General features: G+C 47.6%; 16 protein-coding genes. 8 read left to right on the forward strand and 8 right to left on the reverse strand.

Annotated elements, in window-relative coordinates; genetic code table 11:
• Positions 1-14: 14 nt before the first annotated feature.
• Positions 15-1,157: an efflux RND transporter periplasmic adaptor subunit gene (locus ACYVB1_RS03320; protein WP_460920553.1), complete on the reverse strand. Its 1,143-nt coding sequence runs from the start codon at positions 1,155-1,157 to the stop codon at positions 15-17.
• Between the two features lie 562 nt (positions 1,158-1,719).
• A complete protein-coding gene (locus ACYVB1_RS03325; protein ID WP_460920555.1) occupies positions 1,720-2,835 on the reverse strand; it encodes an SGNH/GDSL hydrolase family protein in 1,116 nt (371 codons plus the stop codon).
• A 266-nt stretch (positions 2,836-3,101) separates the two neighbouring features.
• Here ACYVB1_RS03325 and ACYVB1_RS03330 point away from each other — a divergent pair, with 266 nt between their 5' ends.
• From ACYVB1_RS03330 to ACYVB1_RS03340, 3 genes are all read left to right on the forward strand, one after another.
• Positions 3,102-3,968 (forward strand): aldo/keto reductase, encoded by an 867-nt coding sequence (locus tag ACYVB1_RS03330; protein WP_460920557.1) that lies wholly within the window; start codon positions 3,102-3,104, stop codon positions 3,966-3,968.
• Between the two features lie 403 nt (positions 3,969-4,371).
• Positions 4,372-4,566 carry a DUF1059 domain-containing protein gene (locus ACYVB1_RS03335; protein ID WP_460920559.1) on the forward strand — a complete coding sequence of 65 codons (195 nt, stop codon included), beginning with the start codon at positions 4,372-4,374 and terminating at the stop codon, positions 4,564-4,566.
• Positions 4,567-4,675: 109 nt separating this feature from the next.
• Positions 4,676-5,446 (forward strand): DUF5995 family protein, encoded by a 771-nt coding sequence (locus ACYVB1_RS03340; protein ID WP_460920561.1) that lies wholly within the window; start codon positions 4,676-4,678, stop codon positions 5,444-5,446.
• A 201-nt stretch (positions 5,447-5,647) separates the two neighbouring features.
• Here the strand turns inward: ACYVB1_RS03340 and ACYVB1_RS03345 are convergent, their stop codons facing one another.
• Together ACYVB1_RS03345 and ACYVB1_RS03350 are read right to left on the reverse strand one after the other, a co-directional pair.
• The gene (locus ACYVB1_RS03345; RefSeq protein WP_460920563.1) at positions 5,648-7,045 is read right to left on the reverse strand and encodes an erythromycin esterase family protein; all 1,398 of its coding nucleotides are present in this window, start codon (positions 7,043-7,045) and stop codon (positions 5,648-5,650) included.
• A gap of 98 nt (positions 7,046-7,143) precedes the next feature.
• Positions 7,144-7,839: a haloacid dehalogenase type II gene (locus tag ACYVB1_RS03350; protein ID WP_460920565.1), complete on the reverse strand. Its 696-nt coding sequence runs from the start codon at positions 7,837-7,839 to the stop codon at positions 7,144-7,146.
• 387 nt (positions 7,840-8,226) lie between these two features.
• Here ACYVB1_RS03350 and ACYVB1_RS03355 point away from each other — a divergent pair, with 387 nt between their 5' ends.
• A complete protein-coding gene (locus ACYVB1_RS03355) occupies positions 8,227-8,619 on the forward strand; it encodes an MBL fold metallo-hydrolase (protein ID WP_460920567.1) in 393 nt (130 codons plus the stop codon).
• A 172-nt stretch (positions 8,620-8,791) separates the two neighbouring features.
• On the opposite strand, the gene ACYVB1_RS03360 is transcribed toward ACYVB1_RS03355, so the two are convergent.
• On the reverse strand, positions 8,792-9,688 hold the full coding sequence (locus ACYVB1_RS03360; RefSeq protein WP_460920569.1) for a DUF4393 domain-containing protein: 897 nt from the start codon (positions 9,686-9,688) through the stop codon (positions 8,792-8,794).
• 125 nt (positions 9,689-9,813) lie between these two features.
• Here ACYVB1_RS03360 and ACYVB1_RS03365 point away from each other — a divergent pair, with 125 nt between their 5' ends.
• A complete protein-coding gene (locus ACYVB1_RS03365; protein ID WP_460920571.1) occupies positions 9,814-10,272 on the forward strand; it encodes a LexA family protein in 459 nt (152 codons plus the stop codon).
• Between the two features lie 29 nt (positions 10,273-10,301).
• Positions 10,302-10,481 carry a hypothetical protein gene (locus ACYVB1_RS03370; RefSeq protein ID WP_460920573.1) on the forward strand — a complete coding sequence of 60 codons (180 nt, stop codon included), beginning with the start codon at positions 10,302-10,304 and terminating at the stop codon, positions 10,479-10,481.
• A gap of 86 nt (positions 10,482-10,567) precedes the next feature.
• On the opposite strand, the gene ACYVB1_RS03375 is transcribed toward ACYVB1_RS03370, so the two are convergent.
• Positions 10,568-11,113, reverse strand: coding sequence for an REP-associated tyrosine transposase (locus tag ACYVB1_RS03375; RefSeq protein WP_460920575.1), 546 nt, complete (start codon positions 11,111-11,113; stop codon positions 10,568-10,570).
• 553 nt (positions 11,114-11,666) lie between these two features.
• Positions 11,667-12,416, reverse strand: a complete 750-nt coding sequence (locus tag ACYVB1_RS03380) for a hypothetical protein (protein ID WP_460920577.1) — start codon at positions 12,414-12,416, stop codon at positions 11,667-11,669.
• Positions 12,417-13,041: 625 nt separating this feature from the next.
• Between ACYVB1_RS03380 and ACYVB1_RS03385 the strand changes: the two genes are divergently transcribed.
• Positions 13,042-13,365 carry a hypothetical protein gene (locus ACYVB1_RS03385; protein ID WP_460920579.1) on the forward strand — a complete coding sequence of 108 codons (324 nt, stop codon included), beginning with the start codon at positions 13,042-13,044 and terminating at the stop codon, positions 13,363-13,365.
• Between the two features lie 180 nt (positions 13,366-13,545).
• Here the strand turns inward: ACYVB1_RS03385 and ACYVB1_RS03390 are convergent, their stop codons facing one another.
• A complete protein-coding gene (locus ACYVB1_RS03390; RefSeq protein WP_460920581.1) occupies positions 13,546-13,722 on the reverse strand; it encodes a hypothetical protein in 177 nt (58 codons plus the stop codon).
• Positions 13,723-14,131: 409 nt separating this feature from the next.
• On the opposite strand from ACYVB1_RS03390, the gene ACYVB1_RS03395 reads away from it, so the two are divergent.
• Positions 14,132-14,326 (forward strand): hypothetical protein, encoded by a 195-nt coding sequence (locus ACYVB1_RS03395; RefSeq protein ID WP_460920583.1) that lies wholly within the window; start codon positions 14,132-14,134, stop codon positions 14,324-14,326.
• Positions 14,327-14,472: the final 146 nt, after the last annotated feature.

Genomic DNA, 14,472 nt, shown 5'->3' on the forward strand with positions numbered 1-14,472 from the left:
TAAATTTTAAACAATTACAGGGTGGCGGCTACCAGGCTATCCATGCCCACTGGTTTTGGCGTTATGGTCATGCCGCTTTCTACACTTTGAATTCCCTCCAACACAATCCTGTCGCCCGGCTTCAGCCCGGACTCTACTATGTAGAAAGTAGAGAAGCGGGTGCGGGGAACAAAACTTTTCATGCTGACCTGGTTTGCTGAGTCAACCAGGAAAACATAGTTCTTGTCCTGGATCTCGAATACAGCCTTCTGCGGCACCAGTACCGCATCTTCAACTGCATTAGAAAGCACAATATTACCGGAGGCGCCGTGTTTCAGGGTCTTGTCAGGGTTCGGGAACCGGGCCCTGAACGCAATGGAACCTGTACCGGATTTGAACTCACTTTCCACGGTCTCGATTTTTCCTTCGTAGGGGTAAGGGCTGCCATCGGCGAGCACCAGTCTGACTTTGTTGTTTTCTTTCTCAGGGTCTTCTGCCCGTGTTTTGATATACTGCAGGTATTCGTTTTCAGAAACATTAAAGTAGACGAAGATGGCGCTGATGTTAGAGGCAGTGGTCAGGAGGGTGCCATGGTCAATCAAGCTTCCGGTTCTGTGGGGGATGCGGTCGATGATGCCGTCGAAGGGGGCCCGAATGCTGGTATAAGATAAATTGATGGCTGCATTGGAAGCAGTAGAACGAGCGGCTGCGATCCGGGAGTTAGCCGCATCGAGCTTGGCTTTGGCTACGTCAATTTCTGTTTTGGATATGACGTTTTTATCTACCAGCATCCGCAGCCGGTCAATTTCAAGCTTTATGCCTTTCGCTTCGGCCAGGGCACTCTGTAGGTTTGCCCGTGCTTTTGCCAGTTCTTCTTTGTATTCTTCGTCGTTGAGTTTGAAGAGGAGCTGGCCCTTTTTTACTTCCTGGCCTTCGTCCACATATACCTTTTCAAGGAAGCCGGGTACCCGCGCCCGAAGCTCCACATTCTGGACGGCCTGTATGTCGGCCACATATTCGTGGTGCAGCACGGTGTCTTTCGAAATGATCTGGGTAACAGGCAGTACCTGCTTTGTTTCTGTTTGATTCACCACCTGACTTTCGGCCGAACACCCCGCTATAAATAGTGCAACAAGTAAGATAAGTTTAACAGGTAAGGCCTTTGTCTTGTTCTTCATGGTCGAATAGTATGGTTTTGATCAGGCTCTAGAGATTCCCAGGATTGTGCACGAGGTGTCAATCGGGACAGAATCAGATACCGGGCAGTATTGTACAAGTCATATGAGGACAAACTTCAGGATGATGAAGCTTGTTGATATAATATATAACTTTTCTAAGTCTATAATTGACACTTCGCCAATGCAAAGTCAACCTCTAAATACCAGAAACATTAAAGAGATATTAAAATTAACGACAGTTGCTATCTAAAAGTTCTTTAAATTACATATATAAGAGGGGATTGTCAAGGATATGGCAAAATTCCAAAGAAGCAGTGTTATATACCGATATAATACTTTAATTATAAATAAAAGAAGAAGCTGTAGCTGTTGTTGCTTGTATGTTTATAATTATTTGAAGGTTTGGTGTTTCTGGCACCTTGGTGTGACACCGGAACAGACAGTGAAAAAAAGGTTGAGGCTCCTTATTTCAAGAGTGTTGTAAACCAACAGGCCCTCTTTCAAAAAAAGAGCCACGCTCTGGAAAGAGAGTGGCTCCTGTATGCATAAACAGCCAACTGCTTTACGTGCCCTGCTGCAGGAGCTGGTTAAAGAAAGGCACCAGCTCCCGGGCCAGTACAGCATGTTCCTCCACGCTTGGGTGCCCTGTGCAACCGCTTGCCTGCATGGGCTGGAAAAAATGCAAGGCCACCGGTTTGTCAGAAGGATACCTGGCGTCTATCTGTTCCTTTACCGCTGCCAAGGCATTTTGGAGGACAAGCCTGTTATTTCCTTTTACCATCGGGCTACTCAGCAGCGCTATCTGAGCCTGTGGGTATTTTGATTTAACCAGCTGTACAAATTTCACATACTCGTTAATAAACCGGGTACTGTCGAAGGGCAGTCTTTCTCTTTTGCCATCGCCGTTGCTGAAGTCGTTGGTGCCCAGCGCAATGCTCACCACCTGCGGTGTGTAGGTGCCAAAATCCCAGCGTTGCGTGCTGTTGTCCCGGAAATCGGTTTTCTCATACACCTGTGGCATGGTGGGGCCGTCGCTGTTCCAGTTGCGGTATGCGCCTATGCCACTCACACAGCTGATAATGTAATTGGCGCCCACAACAGCTGCAACCCTCGGGCCGTAAGCCATCAGGGCGTTGTGCTGGTCGTGGTATTCGCCGGTGCCACAGGCAACCTCAGACGGATCAGCTGCTGCCCCACAGGTAATGCTGTTCCCGATAAACTCAATGACCGGTGCAGCCTGTTTTTGAATAGCCTGCACGTTCTGGCCAGTTACTTTTTCAATGGCAACAGGTCCTGTATGGGCCTCGGTTGCTTTGTACACCCACACCGTATGCCTGCCTCCCGTAGGGGCTTTGATAATAATTGGCGCAGCCGAACTGCCGGATACTCTTACTCTTTTCTGGTAGACCCCATCCAGTTCGTACTGCAGGTAGTTATGCCCACTGCCACCAGGGATGGATGCATACAGCTGACTTTCGTTTCCCTCAAATGTATAGCCAAAATGCATGGCAGAACTTATCAGCTCCAGGTTTTGCGCCTCGTTCAGCGTGTACCTCCCGTATGGCTGCAGTGCCGTTGCCGGTAATTCGGCAGCACTGCCTGTGTTGTTTCTAACGGAGGTACAGCTTAAGCAGAAGAGGCTGAAGGCTGCCGCAAACTGGATGTATTTGAATTGCATAGTAGTCTTATATGAAAATGTTCGGAGATGCAAGATGCACTACATTCTTTGCTGATACAATGGCAAAGATTGTTTATTGCTTCAGTCCTGTTTTAGTTCCTGCCCGGTTGAACTGCATCAACAACCTTCCTCTTGCGCAGGGCCTGCCTGTTTTTCTGATACCCCACAGCATCCTCCGGGGGAGACAGTACTGAAAGGAAATTTTTTAACAAGCAGCCACTGCACCCGTACAAAAGGGGGCAACCTTAAAATTCACGACATATACTATGGCAAACGAACAAACAATTTCAAAAACATATACAATCGGAGGAGACCTCACCATTAACAGGATGGGATTCGGGGCGATGCGCATAACGGGGGAAGGTATCTGGGGCCCACCGAAAGACCACGACGAAGCGATCCGTGTGCTGAAGCGGAGCATAGAGCTGGGTATCAATTTTATAGATACCGCAGACAGCTACGGTCCTCATGTTTCGGAGGAGCTGATAGCCGAGGCGCTGCATCCGTACCCGAAGGACTTGGTGATTGCCACCAAGGGAGGACTAACCCGATCCGGCCCGAATGAATGGCATATCAAAGCAGACCCAGATTACCTGCAGGAGGCACTGGAAGGTAGCCTGAAACGGTTGAAGGTGGACAGCATAGACCTGTACCAGCTGCATAGGGTAGACCCGGATGTACCGTATGAAAAAACACTTGAGTTCCTGCAGCGGGTGCAGGAAGAAGGGCTGGTCAAACACATTGGCCTTTCAGAGGTAACGATAGAGCAGATAGAGCAGGCGCAGGAATACTTTGACGTGGTGTCGGTGCAGAACAAGTACAGTGTCGATTTCAGGAAGTGGGAAGATGAGGTGGAGTTCTGTACAGAGCACGACATTGCCTTTATTCCCTGGAACCCGATCAACGCCGGTAATTTAGGGGCTGTAGAGAAACTGCAGGAGATAGGGCAGAAGTATGACGCCACTGCACACCAGGTTGCCCTCAGCTGGCTCCTGCACCGGTCTCCCAACATCCTGCTGATACCCGGTACATCCAAGGTAAAGCACCTGGAAGAAAACTACAAGGCGCTTTCCATCTCACTGACTGAGGAAGACATGGAGGAACTGGATGAGATAAAGCAGTCTGAGCAATAAAAATAAATTAAGGTAAAGCACAGTTTCACAATCAGAAGCGCCGCCCTTGCATTGGGGGGCGCTTTTTTATTGTACTGTGAGAATGGATGCAGCGCGTTCAAAATATTTTCTATTGCCAAGTTATTGATAGCGTTAAGTTGTACGGTGTAAATATTTATTTGATTAGTATAACTTTTAAAAGTTTTAACGGGTATATGTAGATGAGTATCATCGGGATATGGAGTTTCTCCTGGCCACTTAACAGGCAGGAGGAGTGTAAAACCCAGCACCGTCTGGGGTACAAACATAGATTCCGTGAATACCCTGCGGCTTTGCCGGCACTTATGCATGCTTACCCTGGCAGGTTCGTATGAAGCGACACATTTAAGAAGAAAAGCTAGTTCAACCTATAATATCCAAGACCATGAAAAGATTAAACTGCCGCGATGCCGGTTTCGACTGTAATGGTGTCATTCGTGCTGAGAGTGACGAAGAAGTTCTGAACCAGGCAAGCCAGCATGCCCGGGAAGTGCACGGTGTAAACGTAACAACAGAGCAGGCCGCACAACTCCGCACACTTATCAAAGACGAAGGAGTGAACACGGAAGGCCGTCGTTAAGCAGGCCTGCTTTACAGGTTCTGCAGGCTTCGCCCGGAGGGAAGTATGATGGAGGGCGGGAAGAGGCTGTTGCATGCTATAAACTTGATTTGAACTTAATGCGGGCACAATGGCTCTTCTTCAGGCGGAATGTAAAACAACGGACGATGTAATTGCTGCACTGGATGATATTATCCAGCAGTGCATGCTCACCAACGACAGGGCAGGGTATTTTGCCGTGCTCTACTATTGTGTGACCTGCCGGGTGAAGGAGGGAATTCTCAGGAACGAGTTTGACGATGGAGCCCGTATGGAGCAGCTTGATGTGCTTTTCGCTAACCGATACCTGGAGGCATGGCATCTCTGGAAAGCGGGCAGGCAGCCCACTGCTTCCTGGGGCGTTGCCTTTAGAAGTGCTGCGCTAGCGCCTCCCATTATCCTGCAGCATCTCCTTCTGGGTGTCAACGCCCACATCAACCTCGACCTCGGCATCGCAACTGTAGAGACAATGAAAGGGCAGCACCTTTCACTTATTAAAGATGACTTTGATAGGATAAATGCCATTTTAAAGGCAATGGTGGACAAGGTGCAGGACAACCTTGGCAAAATTTCTCCCCTGATGGGGCTGCTGGACATGTACAGTAAAACCCATGATGAACTGCTTGCCAGCTTTAGTATCGTGGTGGCCCGGGAGGGTGCCTGGTGCTTTGCCCGGGAACTGAGTCAGAAAGCAGGTGATGCTTACCACTTATGTATTGCAAACCGTGACAAAAGAATTGCGGCTTTGGCAGAGCGGCTGGCAAGCCCTGCCAGTTATTTTCTAAGGCTCATCCTAAAATCTGTCAGGGCTTCTGAATGGCGCACTCCTGCGGCCAACATCCAACTTCTGAAAGTAACCTGAAGCAGGTGTGTGACCGGATCCGGGAGCAATGGTAAAGCTATTTTGTGAAGTTTAGTTATGTGTCATTTCGAACACTGTGAGAAATCTGCTTTTTTTCATGACCCCGCAATATCCCGGATTTCTCTCTGCTTCGCAGGTCCCTTTCAACTCCCGTCTCAGGCATGTTCGAAATGACACATAAGCTTTAAACGTTCGCACACCTCATGTTCCGAAAGGAAAAAGGTCTGGTGGCTCGTTGCTGACGGTAATCTTCTCTATCGGGTGCAGGGCGTGTGTTCTGTCAATGTACAGGAAAGCATCGTAGCGTTTGGGTATAACCGAGGGTACATAGTTGCCCAGGTGTTCCAGCTGCGGGTTATAAACTACACCAATGGCCCGATGGCCGATAGGCCGCTTCAGGTTCTTTTCATCGCGGATGTCTTTTGACAAAATGATTTTGTTTTCCGGGCTGAGCTGATGCAGCACCTGCTCCCAGCTCCCTTCCGTGGCCGGCGGCACCTCTATTGTCTTCATGGGGGCACCCCAGCCTCTCGCCGCTATCACAGAGCCGCTGTAAGAGCCAAAGCCAACAATGTAAACATTTTCTTCCCCGTATTCCTTCCGCGCCAGCTGCCCGACATTCACCTCGCCCTGGCTGGCCATGTCGGTGTAACGGGCGTCGCCCACGTGGGTGTTGTGTTGCCACACGATTGCCTTCGATTCCGGTCCGTGAAAGTCGAGCAAGCGTTTCAGGGTTTGCATCATATGCCTGTCGCGGATGTTCCAGGACTCAGAGCTGCTGCTGACGGCCGTGCGGTAATAGCGCTCTGCATTCAGGGCGACAAGCGCGTTCTGTTCTGCCACAAACTGGGCCTCGCTTTTGCTTGCGCCTTCGGCTTTGCTTTGTTTTTGAATGGCCCTCCAGAGGCGGCTGGTTTGCGCCCTGCAATTAGCCGAGGCACTGGCTACAGCCCGGGCGTACTCCATCGCATCAGCACTGTAGGGTTTAAAACACTGGTGCACCTCCATGGCAGCCTTCACCAGAGCAGGTTGCTGTTCCTCCAGGTAGGGCATCAGCTCCATCATCGACTCCCAGATACAGTATACATCCAGGCCATAAAAGCCTACTTCTGACGCTTCCGGTACCTGCTGGTTATGCGCGTTCAGCCACGTCACAAGAGAGGCAACCTCGAAGTTGCCCCACATCCAGGTAGGCCACCTGTTATAGTTCTCAAGTAAGGCTACAGTGGCGGCGCTGTCCTGCGGCGCTCCTTTGATAAAATTATTTACCCGATAAGAGTCGGCCCATTCTCCCTCTACGGCTATAAAATCAAAGCCTTTCTCCTGGACCAGGCGCTTTGTGATGGCAGCACGCCAGGTGTAATACTCAGCGGTGCCATGCGATGCCTCTCCTAATAAAACCACCCGTGCATCGCCAATCTCCTGCATCAGGATGTCGAGGTCTTTTTCAGTGCGGAGGGGGTGGTTCGGTATTGTCAGGGTAACCGTTTTCTCGCCTTTTTGGCCTCCCTGTCGCGGTGTCTGGCTGCACCCGAGCGGAATAACCCATAGCATTAGGAGTAAAAAACTGCCCCATTTGTTTCTCTTCATCTTTTTCATGCAGTATGTTTCTTTTGTTTCGGTTTACTTTATTTTCGAAGCCCCCTTGCTTTGTGGCGATTGCCTTCCTCAGAATCCACCAGGCCGTGTGCAGCAGGTCAGCCTCCGTTCATGGCAACCAGTGTATCAGCCAAGTCAGATAGGGTAGGAGCGGTCAGTTCTGGTGTGGGAGCCAGCGGGTACAGCACCTGGCCAGGGCGGGAAAGAAAGGCTGCACGGGCACCGGCGCGTAAGGCACCTGCTATGTCCCATCCATGCGCTGCCACCATCATCACCTCTTCAAGTTTTACGCCCAGCTGGTCTGCTGCATACTGGTAAGGGCTGGGGTGCGGCTTAAATTTTTCTACGCCATCCACGCTCAGCGTCGCTTCAAAGAAGTCCTTCAGGCCTACTTTCTCCAGGTGCGGCACGCTCGATTTGGCCGGGGAGTTGGAAAGCGTGGCCATCCTGAACCCCGCCTTCTGCAACTTTTGCAGTCCCGGAATCACGTCAGGGTGCGGTTGTGTGCTCTTCACCATGGCCACCAGTTCCTTTTGCTTTTCCTCTGATACGTCCTGGCCCGTCACGGCTGTTGTCATCCGCATGGCAGCCTGGCCTACCTCGCTGAAGTCATGGTATGTGCCTGTCACGTTTTCCACGAGGGAGTACTCCAGGAGTTGTGCAAACCAGAACTTGAAAGCCAGTTCGTTATTAAAAGCTTTGTTCACCGCCTTCTGCATGTCAGACATGTCGAGCAGGGTTTCATTCACATCAAAGAGCAGCAAAGCCGGTCGTTTATTAGAAGTGTTTTGCATCTGATTTTCCTTTTATAAAACAAACATCCATTTGTTTGCATACGTAGGGCACTTCCGGAAAGTCTCTTTTACGCCCTGATTTCCGGTTAAGTAGTAGCCTGCACTACTCTTCATCTGCCACTGATTTAGCTGCTTCAATGGCAGATTGGTGTTTACCTGAAGCATTTAACCTTATTTCGCTGTTTTCCAGCACCTCCGAATCAAACACCATTTCTGTGTTCATATGCTAGCTGTAATTCTGGCACTACATAGTCCGCTACTTCTTTGTCAGAACTCTGGTATGTAATGGCCATATACAATATGGCTGCCAGCACCACAGCCCCGGATATCAGGAATATTGATTTTGTAGTACTCATGTTTACGTGGAATAGGTAAGATAAAAATGAAGTGCCGGCTTCATGGGGAGACATTCACATCATTCCGACTCCGGGCCACATGCCAGGCCATATTTCTGTTTACCTCCCGCAGCGCAAAACGCTACTGGCTGCCGATGCGGTGGTGGTGGTGCAGGGGGAACTGGAACTGGCGAACCCCCACTTTACCATGGACCTGGAGCAGGCGGTAGCCTCTGTTCAAAAGCTACAGCAACTGGAGGTGGACCGCATCATCTGTTACCATGGAGGAGTTGTAGAAACGGCTGTCGATGAAAAGCTGAAAAGGCTGGTAGCAAAGTATACACCGGCACAGCCAGCTCAGGCACCTTCTGAAAATAACGACCCCCGGAACTTTAGCAGCCCTGCCTGCTACGCCCACCTGAAAGAGTTTCGGGAGGGCTTCTGAGGTGGTGTAGGTAGCATGCTTTTTGCAGATCAGATTGCAAATCTTAAAGAGCAGCGGGCTTTTCTCGTGCAGGGTAAGGCTGTTCGGGAAGTAAATGTATCTTGTACAACTTCTATGGCTTGGGTGAATACGATTGGGGGGAGAAAAGGAAATACTGCTTTGGCTCCTGGTTTTATTCGCCAGCCTCGTTGAGCTCTTTTATGCAGGCTTTCATAAACATTTTGCCATACTCTGTAAAGTAGTAATAGCAGTTTTTAGGATACAAGGAGTAAAGCACGTGCTGGCGCTCCTGATTCAGCTTTTCAACCCATTCCCGGCAGTTCATCATGTTGGTCTTGTAAATTTCATGCTCCAACTGCTTAAAGATAGCGATGTCCTTTTTCAGTTGTACCTCTGTTTCAAGTGCAAGAATCCCCAGATTTTCCAGGTTTTCGATATATACATCCACGTTTTCCGGAAAATCCATCTTTACAAAAACTTCTACACCTGTCAGGTTCCAGGCTACTTTCGTGTGCACCTCCTGTGCCGGCGTAAAACGCTGTTCTCCTTCCAGGAGCGTTAGGTCAGGATGAAGTGAGATTAAAGGTTCCGGAGCCGCAGGCTGTTGTTTTTTAATGTATAAGTCTATCCTGGGTATACTTTCTTTGTGCTTATAATGAAACAGGATCCGGGCCTCGTCGGCGCACAGGTTGTTTAGTGTGCTGATAAAAGACGGATGCGCCAGATTAACAGTAGCTTTTGTAGATGCTTTCGTCAGCAGGTTAATAAAAGCCTCAGATAGTTCGTGTTGGTCTAAATAAGTCAGCTTATCTAAAATGGGTAAGCCTACATAGGGCGGTACCTCACAAATAGCCTCCGCATCGCTGTCTTCCAGCTTCTTGGCATAACGCTTCAGATTTACTTCAAATTTCATCCTGGATTTCTGCTCATAAAGCTTCAGGGGTAACAAAATAAGGTTGCCCATACTGAACAAGGTTCCTAAAGCTTCTCCCACATTTTTAAAACTCGGCTGCAGCAGCTCTTCATAAATTTTGTCGGTGGGTATCTTGTCTAAAAACTTATCTAACATAGCGGTAGGGTGATAGGAATTGCACTGCTTCGGCAGTATAGAAAGGTAATTTGTAAACTTGGTTTTACTAATTAAATTAGTTATACTTACTGTTATATACTAAAAATATTAGTTTTTGTTGCGCTATGAAAGAAGATGCTATCGTGGATATCCTTCGATCCAAAGGACTTGAATTGTACAAAATTGAAGTGTTTGACGTACTGAAGGTACCTTATTATGCCTCCCGCGTTTCAGCGGGCTTTCCATCGCTGGCTGATGATTACCTGGACGAGCGTATTAACCTGAATGAGTTCCTGGTGAAAAATCCCACCGCTACCTTTATGTTGAAGGTGCGTGGAAATTCTATGGAAGATGCCAACATCAAAGATGGTGCTATACTGATTATTGATCGCCTGCTGGAACCTGAAGATGGACGTATCGTGATTTGTTACCTCGACAATAACTTTACTGTAAAAACCATCCGGAAACGAGAAGGCAAACTGTTCCTGGAAGCTGCCAATGCTGCCTATCCTGCTATAGAGGTGACGGAAGCCATGAGCATGAAAGTCTTTGGCATTGTCACATTTATCATCATGAAGCCATAGGTTCAGTAAAAGAAGGCAGCACTTCCTGTATGGAATCAAACAGGCTTGGGGTAGGAGGTATAAAGGCAGGTTTATGTCATTTGTACAGCTTGTGTTCGGTATCGGGCTGGGGGCACGGCAACACAGCCCGAAGAGCGAAAGCGGTGGCGGTGTGCGCTGTGGTGGTATGGGTTGTCGTGATTGCCTGCGGGCCTTTGCTGGCTTATTAGTTTTGCTTTTTCCATTGGCAACTGCTGGTGTGAGCTGGCTGCCACTGCTGCCCACTGCTGGCGCGAGCTTGCAGCTCGTGCCTCTCCTAATCAAGGTCCATCTCCAGCACTCCTTTACCGCCGCTAAAGTCTACCGCGCTGCTATACTTCCAATGGTGCGGTTCCGACACAAAGCCAGCCTCCACGGGGTTGTGGTGGATGTAGTCAATCTTCTGATCTATCACGCTGTGGCTCCACAGCTCGGTAGGCTTGTTGTGTTGCTGCCAGAATTGCCGGTGCTTTACATTGCTGTTCTTCAGGCCCGCCCGCTCCATGAGCCAGAGCATCCAAGCCTTCCGGCTTTCCTGGTTGTGCTCCGCTATAGCTTTTTGTAGTTGCTTTGAAGTAAAGGTTTTCAGTTCTTTCAGCAGTACGCTCGGGTTGTTGTCTTTGGCCCGAAAGATGAGGTGCACGTGGCTGGGCATGACGCACCAGGCATAAATCTCCCTGCCTTTGTTTTTCCGGCAGTAGTCCAGGCTATGGGTCAGGATGGCAAAGTATTCTTCCCGTGTGAACACATCCATCCAGTACACTACCGCAAAGGAGGCAAAGTACAGCCCTTCCTTGTTATGAAATTTATACTTCCTGCTCATGTTTCTGCTTATACTTATAACAGCGGTGGTCGGGTTTTGAACCGGATAATGGTTTGTCCGTGGAGGTGTTGCGCTAGTATAAACTTGCGCTATAGTATAATTACGCTAGTGTAGGTTACACGCTGGTGCGAGCTTGCAGCTCGTACTATTACTCATGCTGGAGGTACAGCTGCGTGGTAAAGAAAAGGCACGAGCTACAAGCTCGTGCCATCGAGGGACAGTTGTAAGGCTTTAGCCGCTTTGCAGCTGTTAAAAGACTCCTCCTCCCGCGTAAAAACGTCAATCTAGTACACTACCGCGAAGCTGACAAAGTATATCCCTTTGTTGTTATGAAACTTATACTTTCTGCTCATGTTCCTGTCAACACTTATAAAAATGGCGTCCGCTAGTGCGAGCTTGTAGCTCGTACTGTTACTAATGCTGAATGTATAGCTGCGTGAAAAAGAAAAGACACGAGCTACAAGCTCGCGCCAGCGGAGGTCTATACTGGCTTCAAATCAGACAATAAAGAAGGTGTAAATAAAAAGGGAGACTAAAAAGTCTCCCTTTTTATTTAGTTTATAAAGTTCTTTACGATGAATTCCCAAATCGCCCAACATACGCCAACTATACCTGCACCCCAATTCAGCCTCTCTAACAGAGGTCTTTTACCTTCTTCTTTGGTAACGGCAGCAACAATATTTCCAGTCACATTGTTGCTACCCACAATATTAGTAGCAGTTAACGGTGAGTTGTAATTAGAGCCACCAATATAGTTACCGTTCACATTAATGGTAGGAGGCGGAGGTGTATTTTTTCTGCTGATGTAGTCGCTGTACGTTTCACCACTATCTAACATATCAACCGCTTCATCAGACAACACTAACCAAATTCCATCCCGCTCAAGCAGATCTACCTTAAGTAAAGTATTCCACATACGGTAAACCTCCCTCGACTCTTCTTCTATTGGAAGGTACCGCCCGCCATTATCCTGTATCTGTTCTAGGAAATCTTTAATCTTTTCGTCCCTCGTTTTCGGTGGCCTAAGCGCAGCCTGTTGTCGTTCGAACTCCGCAGTAAAACCACCATTTTTAAAGAAGGTAGCAGCCACTCCGTTCCTTTTTAAAAGGATGGCATACTCCATTTTTGCTTCTGCGATTAAAACCAAATCTCTTTCCTTGAATTCTTTGGCTATCACTAAAGCAAGATCCCTGTCCTGGTCACAAAGGTCAGTAAGTTCTTTTAATTTGAGTTGCTTTGTAGCAGTACTTAGAATGTGAGACAGGATTCTGTCAAAATACTTAACATTTTCAGAGTTGATCATATTGTCTTAAATAACTGACACAGGAGATATTTGGAGCTTCTGTATCGTATTTATAACTAAAAACAATACAATTTACCTAAAAATATTTTAGCTGCGATATAGCGAATAGAAATATTTAATTTTTGAGTCCTTCACCAATCTTGTTTAGCACTCTATCGTGGTAGCAGTCATTAGCGGACTTAAGCGATGTTACCCATTTTTGGTGTTATTCTGGTGGGATAGAGGAATCAGCTTCAGCAGTATCTACATTCTGTTCATAAGAATCAGATTTTTAAAATTCTTCCTTTGATTTCAATATAATTGATGAATAGATTATGCCATTGATTTTGCACTCATTATACAAGTACTTGTCAATATCAGGATTCAAAAGTTCATCTGAATTTATATAATCTAAGAAATCGAAATAGTGCATCAGTCGCTTCATTTTATGAAAGAACAAACTGTTATAAAACAAGAGAAAACGCCCCTTCCGGAGCCGATAAAGGCACCTTGCCGCCACTACCTTTGCTGGAAAAAGCTTGGTTGACAGGCAATAAATCGTGCTATTGCAGCTCCGGAGCTTCATACAGCATGCTATCATCTACACTACCCGCAACCTTAAATCAAATCCACCATAGTACATAGTATGAATTTAACGGTCGGTTGTAAAGTAGAATGGACGGAGTCGGTATATACGCCTTACGTGGAAGGGAAAGTGTCGGAGTTTGTGGGGGAGCGGACCATCACAGGTAGAATTACGGCAGAGGGCTATGCGAAGAAAACGAATTACCATTTCTTCACGATACATGTGTATGGCGCAATGGGAGTGAACGCCGATAAGATAGAAGCTGGAAGCAAGGTTGTACGGCGGGGTGTGGTGCTGTACCCAAAATGCAGCCTACTTGCCACGCCAGAAAACTATGAGGAACTGGTACAGGAAAAGGTGCTACGTAAAACCGGAAGCAGCTGAAAATTAAAAAGCCCCATGCCGTTAACACAAGGATAACGCTGCCGTTGTTGTGTATTTTCACCAACAAAACTTGCTGGTCAAAAGACACAGCAAGGGCGTAGGGAGACAGTAGCAGCAAACATTCTCTTATGTTGACGGCATTAATTAAAAAGCCCCTGTGTTGAGCAGGGGCTTTATTTTTTATTTCACCGGTATAGGTATCAACTCACGCTCATAATAAACCAGGTCCTTCTGCGAAGGGTTGCTGTTTACTGTGCAGTAGTAAATACGTTTCAGGTATTGTCTGATGGTTAATTTTAAATCAGGATTCACTTTGGCGAACACTTCTGATCCAATCGGGAATAAGTTTTCTAACATACTTACTATACGCAGGTTAGTCATTTAACAACGGGTTATTTAAGGATATTATCAGGAATGTGACACTGGGCGTAACCAGGTACCTAATGAAGGCTGCTGTATGGACAGGCCGTACCTGGTTTCCTGCCAATTACGGGCTGGCAATTCAGTAGACCTGCCAAGCTGAATGAAGCATAAAAACACAAAATTTGCCTTTCATTCCAGTTACCCATTCATTATTGATTTGTCCGTTCGGCAGCACCTAGCCGCGCAGCACAAGCTGATTGCTCCCTCCGGAGCCGGTGAAAGTACCTTGCTGCCGCTTGTTTTTTTAAGCCAGGTTTAGCTGTCAATGTAATTACAGCATATCAAATAAGGCGTAGGTTCGTATCTAATGTTATACAACTTTAAATACCTAAAAGAAAACGCTATGGATAACAACAGCAAAACGAGCATTAAAAACCTGGTGGATGAGCCATCACAGATAAAAGATATCATGAATGACCCTGCCGAGAAGGGTGTTAATTTTTACCAGAAGCTTCCTTCCAAGCAGAAGCAATACCTGCTTTTTGCCGCTGCGGCAGGCTTGGTAGGCTATGGCATATATGTCGGGCAAAAAGGGTAAGAACCATGAAATAAAAAATCGGCAGGTCATATAGTGGCCTGCCGATTTTTTTTGCCCTTGCTGCACCTGTACACGCTCCCGCTTCAGCTGCGCAAAGCTCAATCAAATCTTTTGCTTGCTGCATGGCGGAAGGCTTCTTTCCGTTC

The sequence above is a fragment of the Pontibacter brevis genome (assembly GCF_054779655.1).

Excerpts from the sequence above, each read along its gene's own strand:
- ACYVB1_RS03380 (WP_460920577.1), bottom strand. The coding sequence starts at position 12,416 with ATGATCAACTCTGAAAATGTTAAGTATTTTGACAGAATCCTGTCTCAC.
- ACYVB1_RS03325 (WP_460920555.1), bottom strand. The coding sequence starts at position 2,835 with ATGCAATTCAAATACATCCAGTTTGCGGCAGCCTTCAGCCTCTTCTGC.
- ACYVB1_RS03350 (WP_460920565.1), bottom strand. The coding sequence starts at position 7,839 with ATGCAAAACACTTCTAATAAACGACCGGCTTTGCTGCTCTTTGATGTG.
- ACYVB1_RS03360 (WP_460920569.1), bottom strand. The coding sequence starts at position 9,688 with ATGTTAGATAAGTTTTTAGACAAGATACCCACCGACAAAATTTATGAA.
- ACYVB1_RS03395 (WP_460920583.1), top strand. The coding sequence starts at position 14,132 with ATGGATAACAACAGCAAAACGAGCATTAAAAACCTGGTGGATGAGCCA.
- ACYVB1_RS03370 (WP_460920573.1), top strand. The coding sequence starts at position 10,302 with ATGGAATCAAACAGGCTTGGGGTAGGAGGTATAAAGGCAGGTTTATGT.
- ACYVB1_RS03375 (WP_460920575.1), bottom strand. The coding sequence starts at position 11,113 with ATGAGCAGGAAGTATAAATTTCATAACAAGGAAGGGCTGTACTTTGCC.
- ACYVB1_RS03330 (WP_460920557.1), top strand. The coding sequence starts at position 3,102 with ATGGCAAACGAACAAACAATTTCAAAAACATATACAATCGGAGGAGAC.
- ACYVB1_RS03345 (WP_460920563.1), bottom strand. The coding sequence starts at position 7,045 with ATGAAAAAGATGAAGAGAAACAAATGGGGCAGTTTTTTACTCCTAATG.
- ACYVB1_RS03340 (WP_460920561.1), top strand. The coding sequence starts at position 4,676 with ATGGCTCTTCTTCAGGCGGAATGTAAAACAACGGACGATGTAATTGCT.
- ACYVB1_RS03390 (WP_460920581.1), bottom strand. The coding sequence starts at position 13,722 with ATGTTAGAAAACTTATTCCCGATTGGATCAGAAGTGTTCGCCAAAGTG.
- ACYVB1_RS03320 (WP_460920553.1), bottom strand. The coding sequence starts at position 1,157 with ATGAAGAACAAGACAAAGGCCTTACCTGTTAAACTTATCTTACTTGTT.
- ACYVB1_RS03385 (WP_460920579.1), top strand. The coding sequence starts at position 13,042 with ATGAATTTAACGGTCGGTTGTAAAGTAGAATGGACGGAGTCGGTATAT.
- ACYVB1_RS03365 (WP_460920571.1), top strand. The coding sequence starts at position 9,814 with ATGAAAGAAGATGCTATCGTGGATATCCTTCGATCCAAAGGACTTGAA.
- ACYVB1_RS03335 (WP_460920559.1), top strand. The coding sequence starts at position 4,372 with ATGAAAAGATTAAACTGCCGCGATGCCGGTTTCGACTGTAATGGTGTC.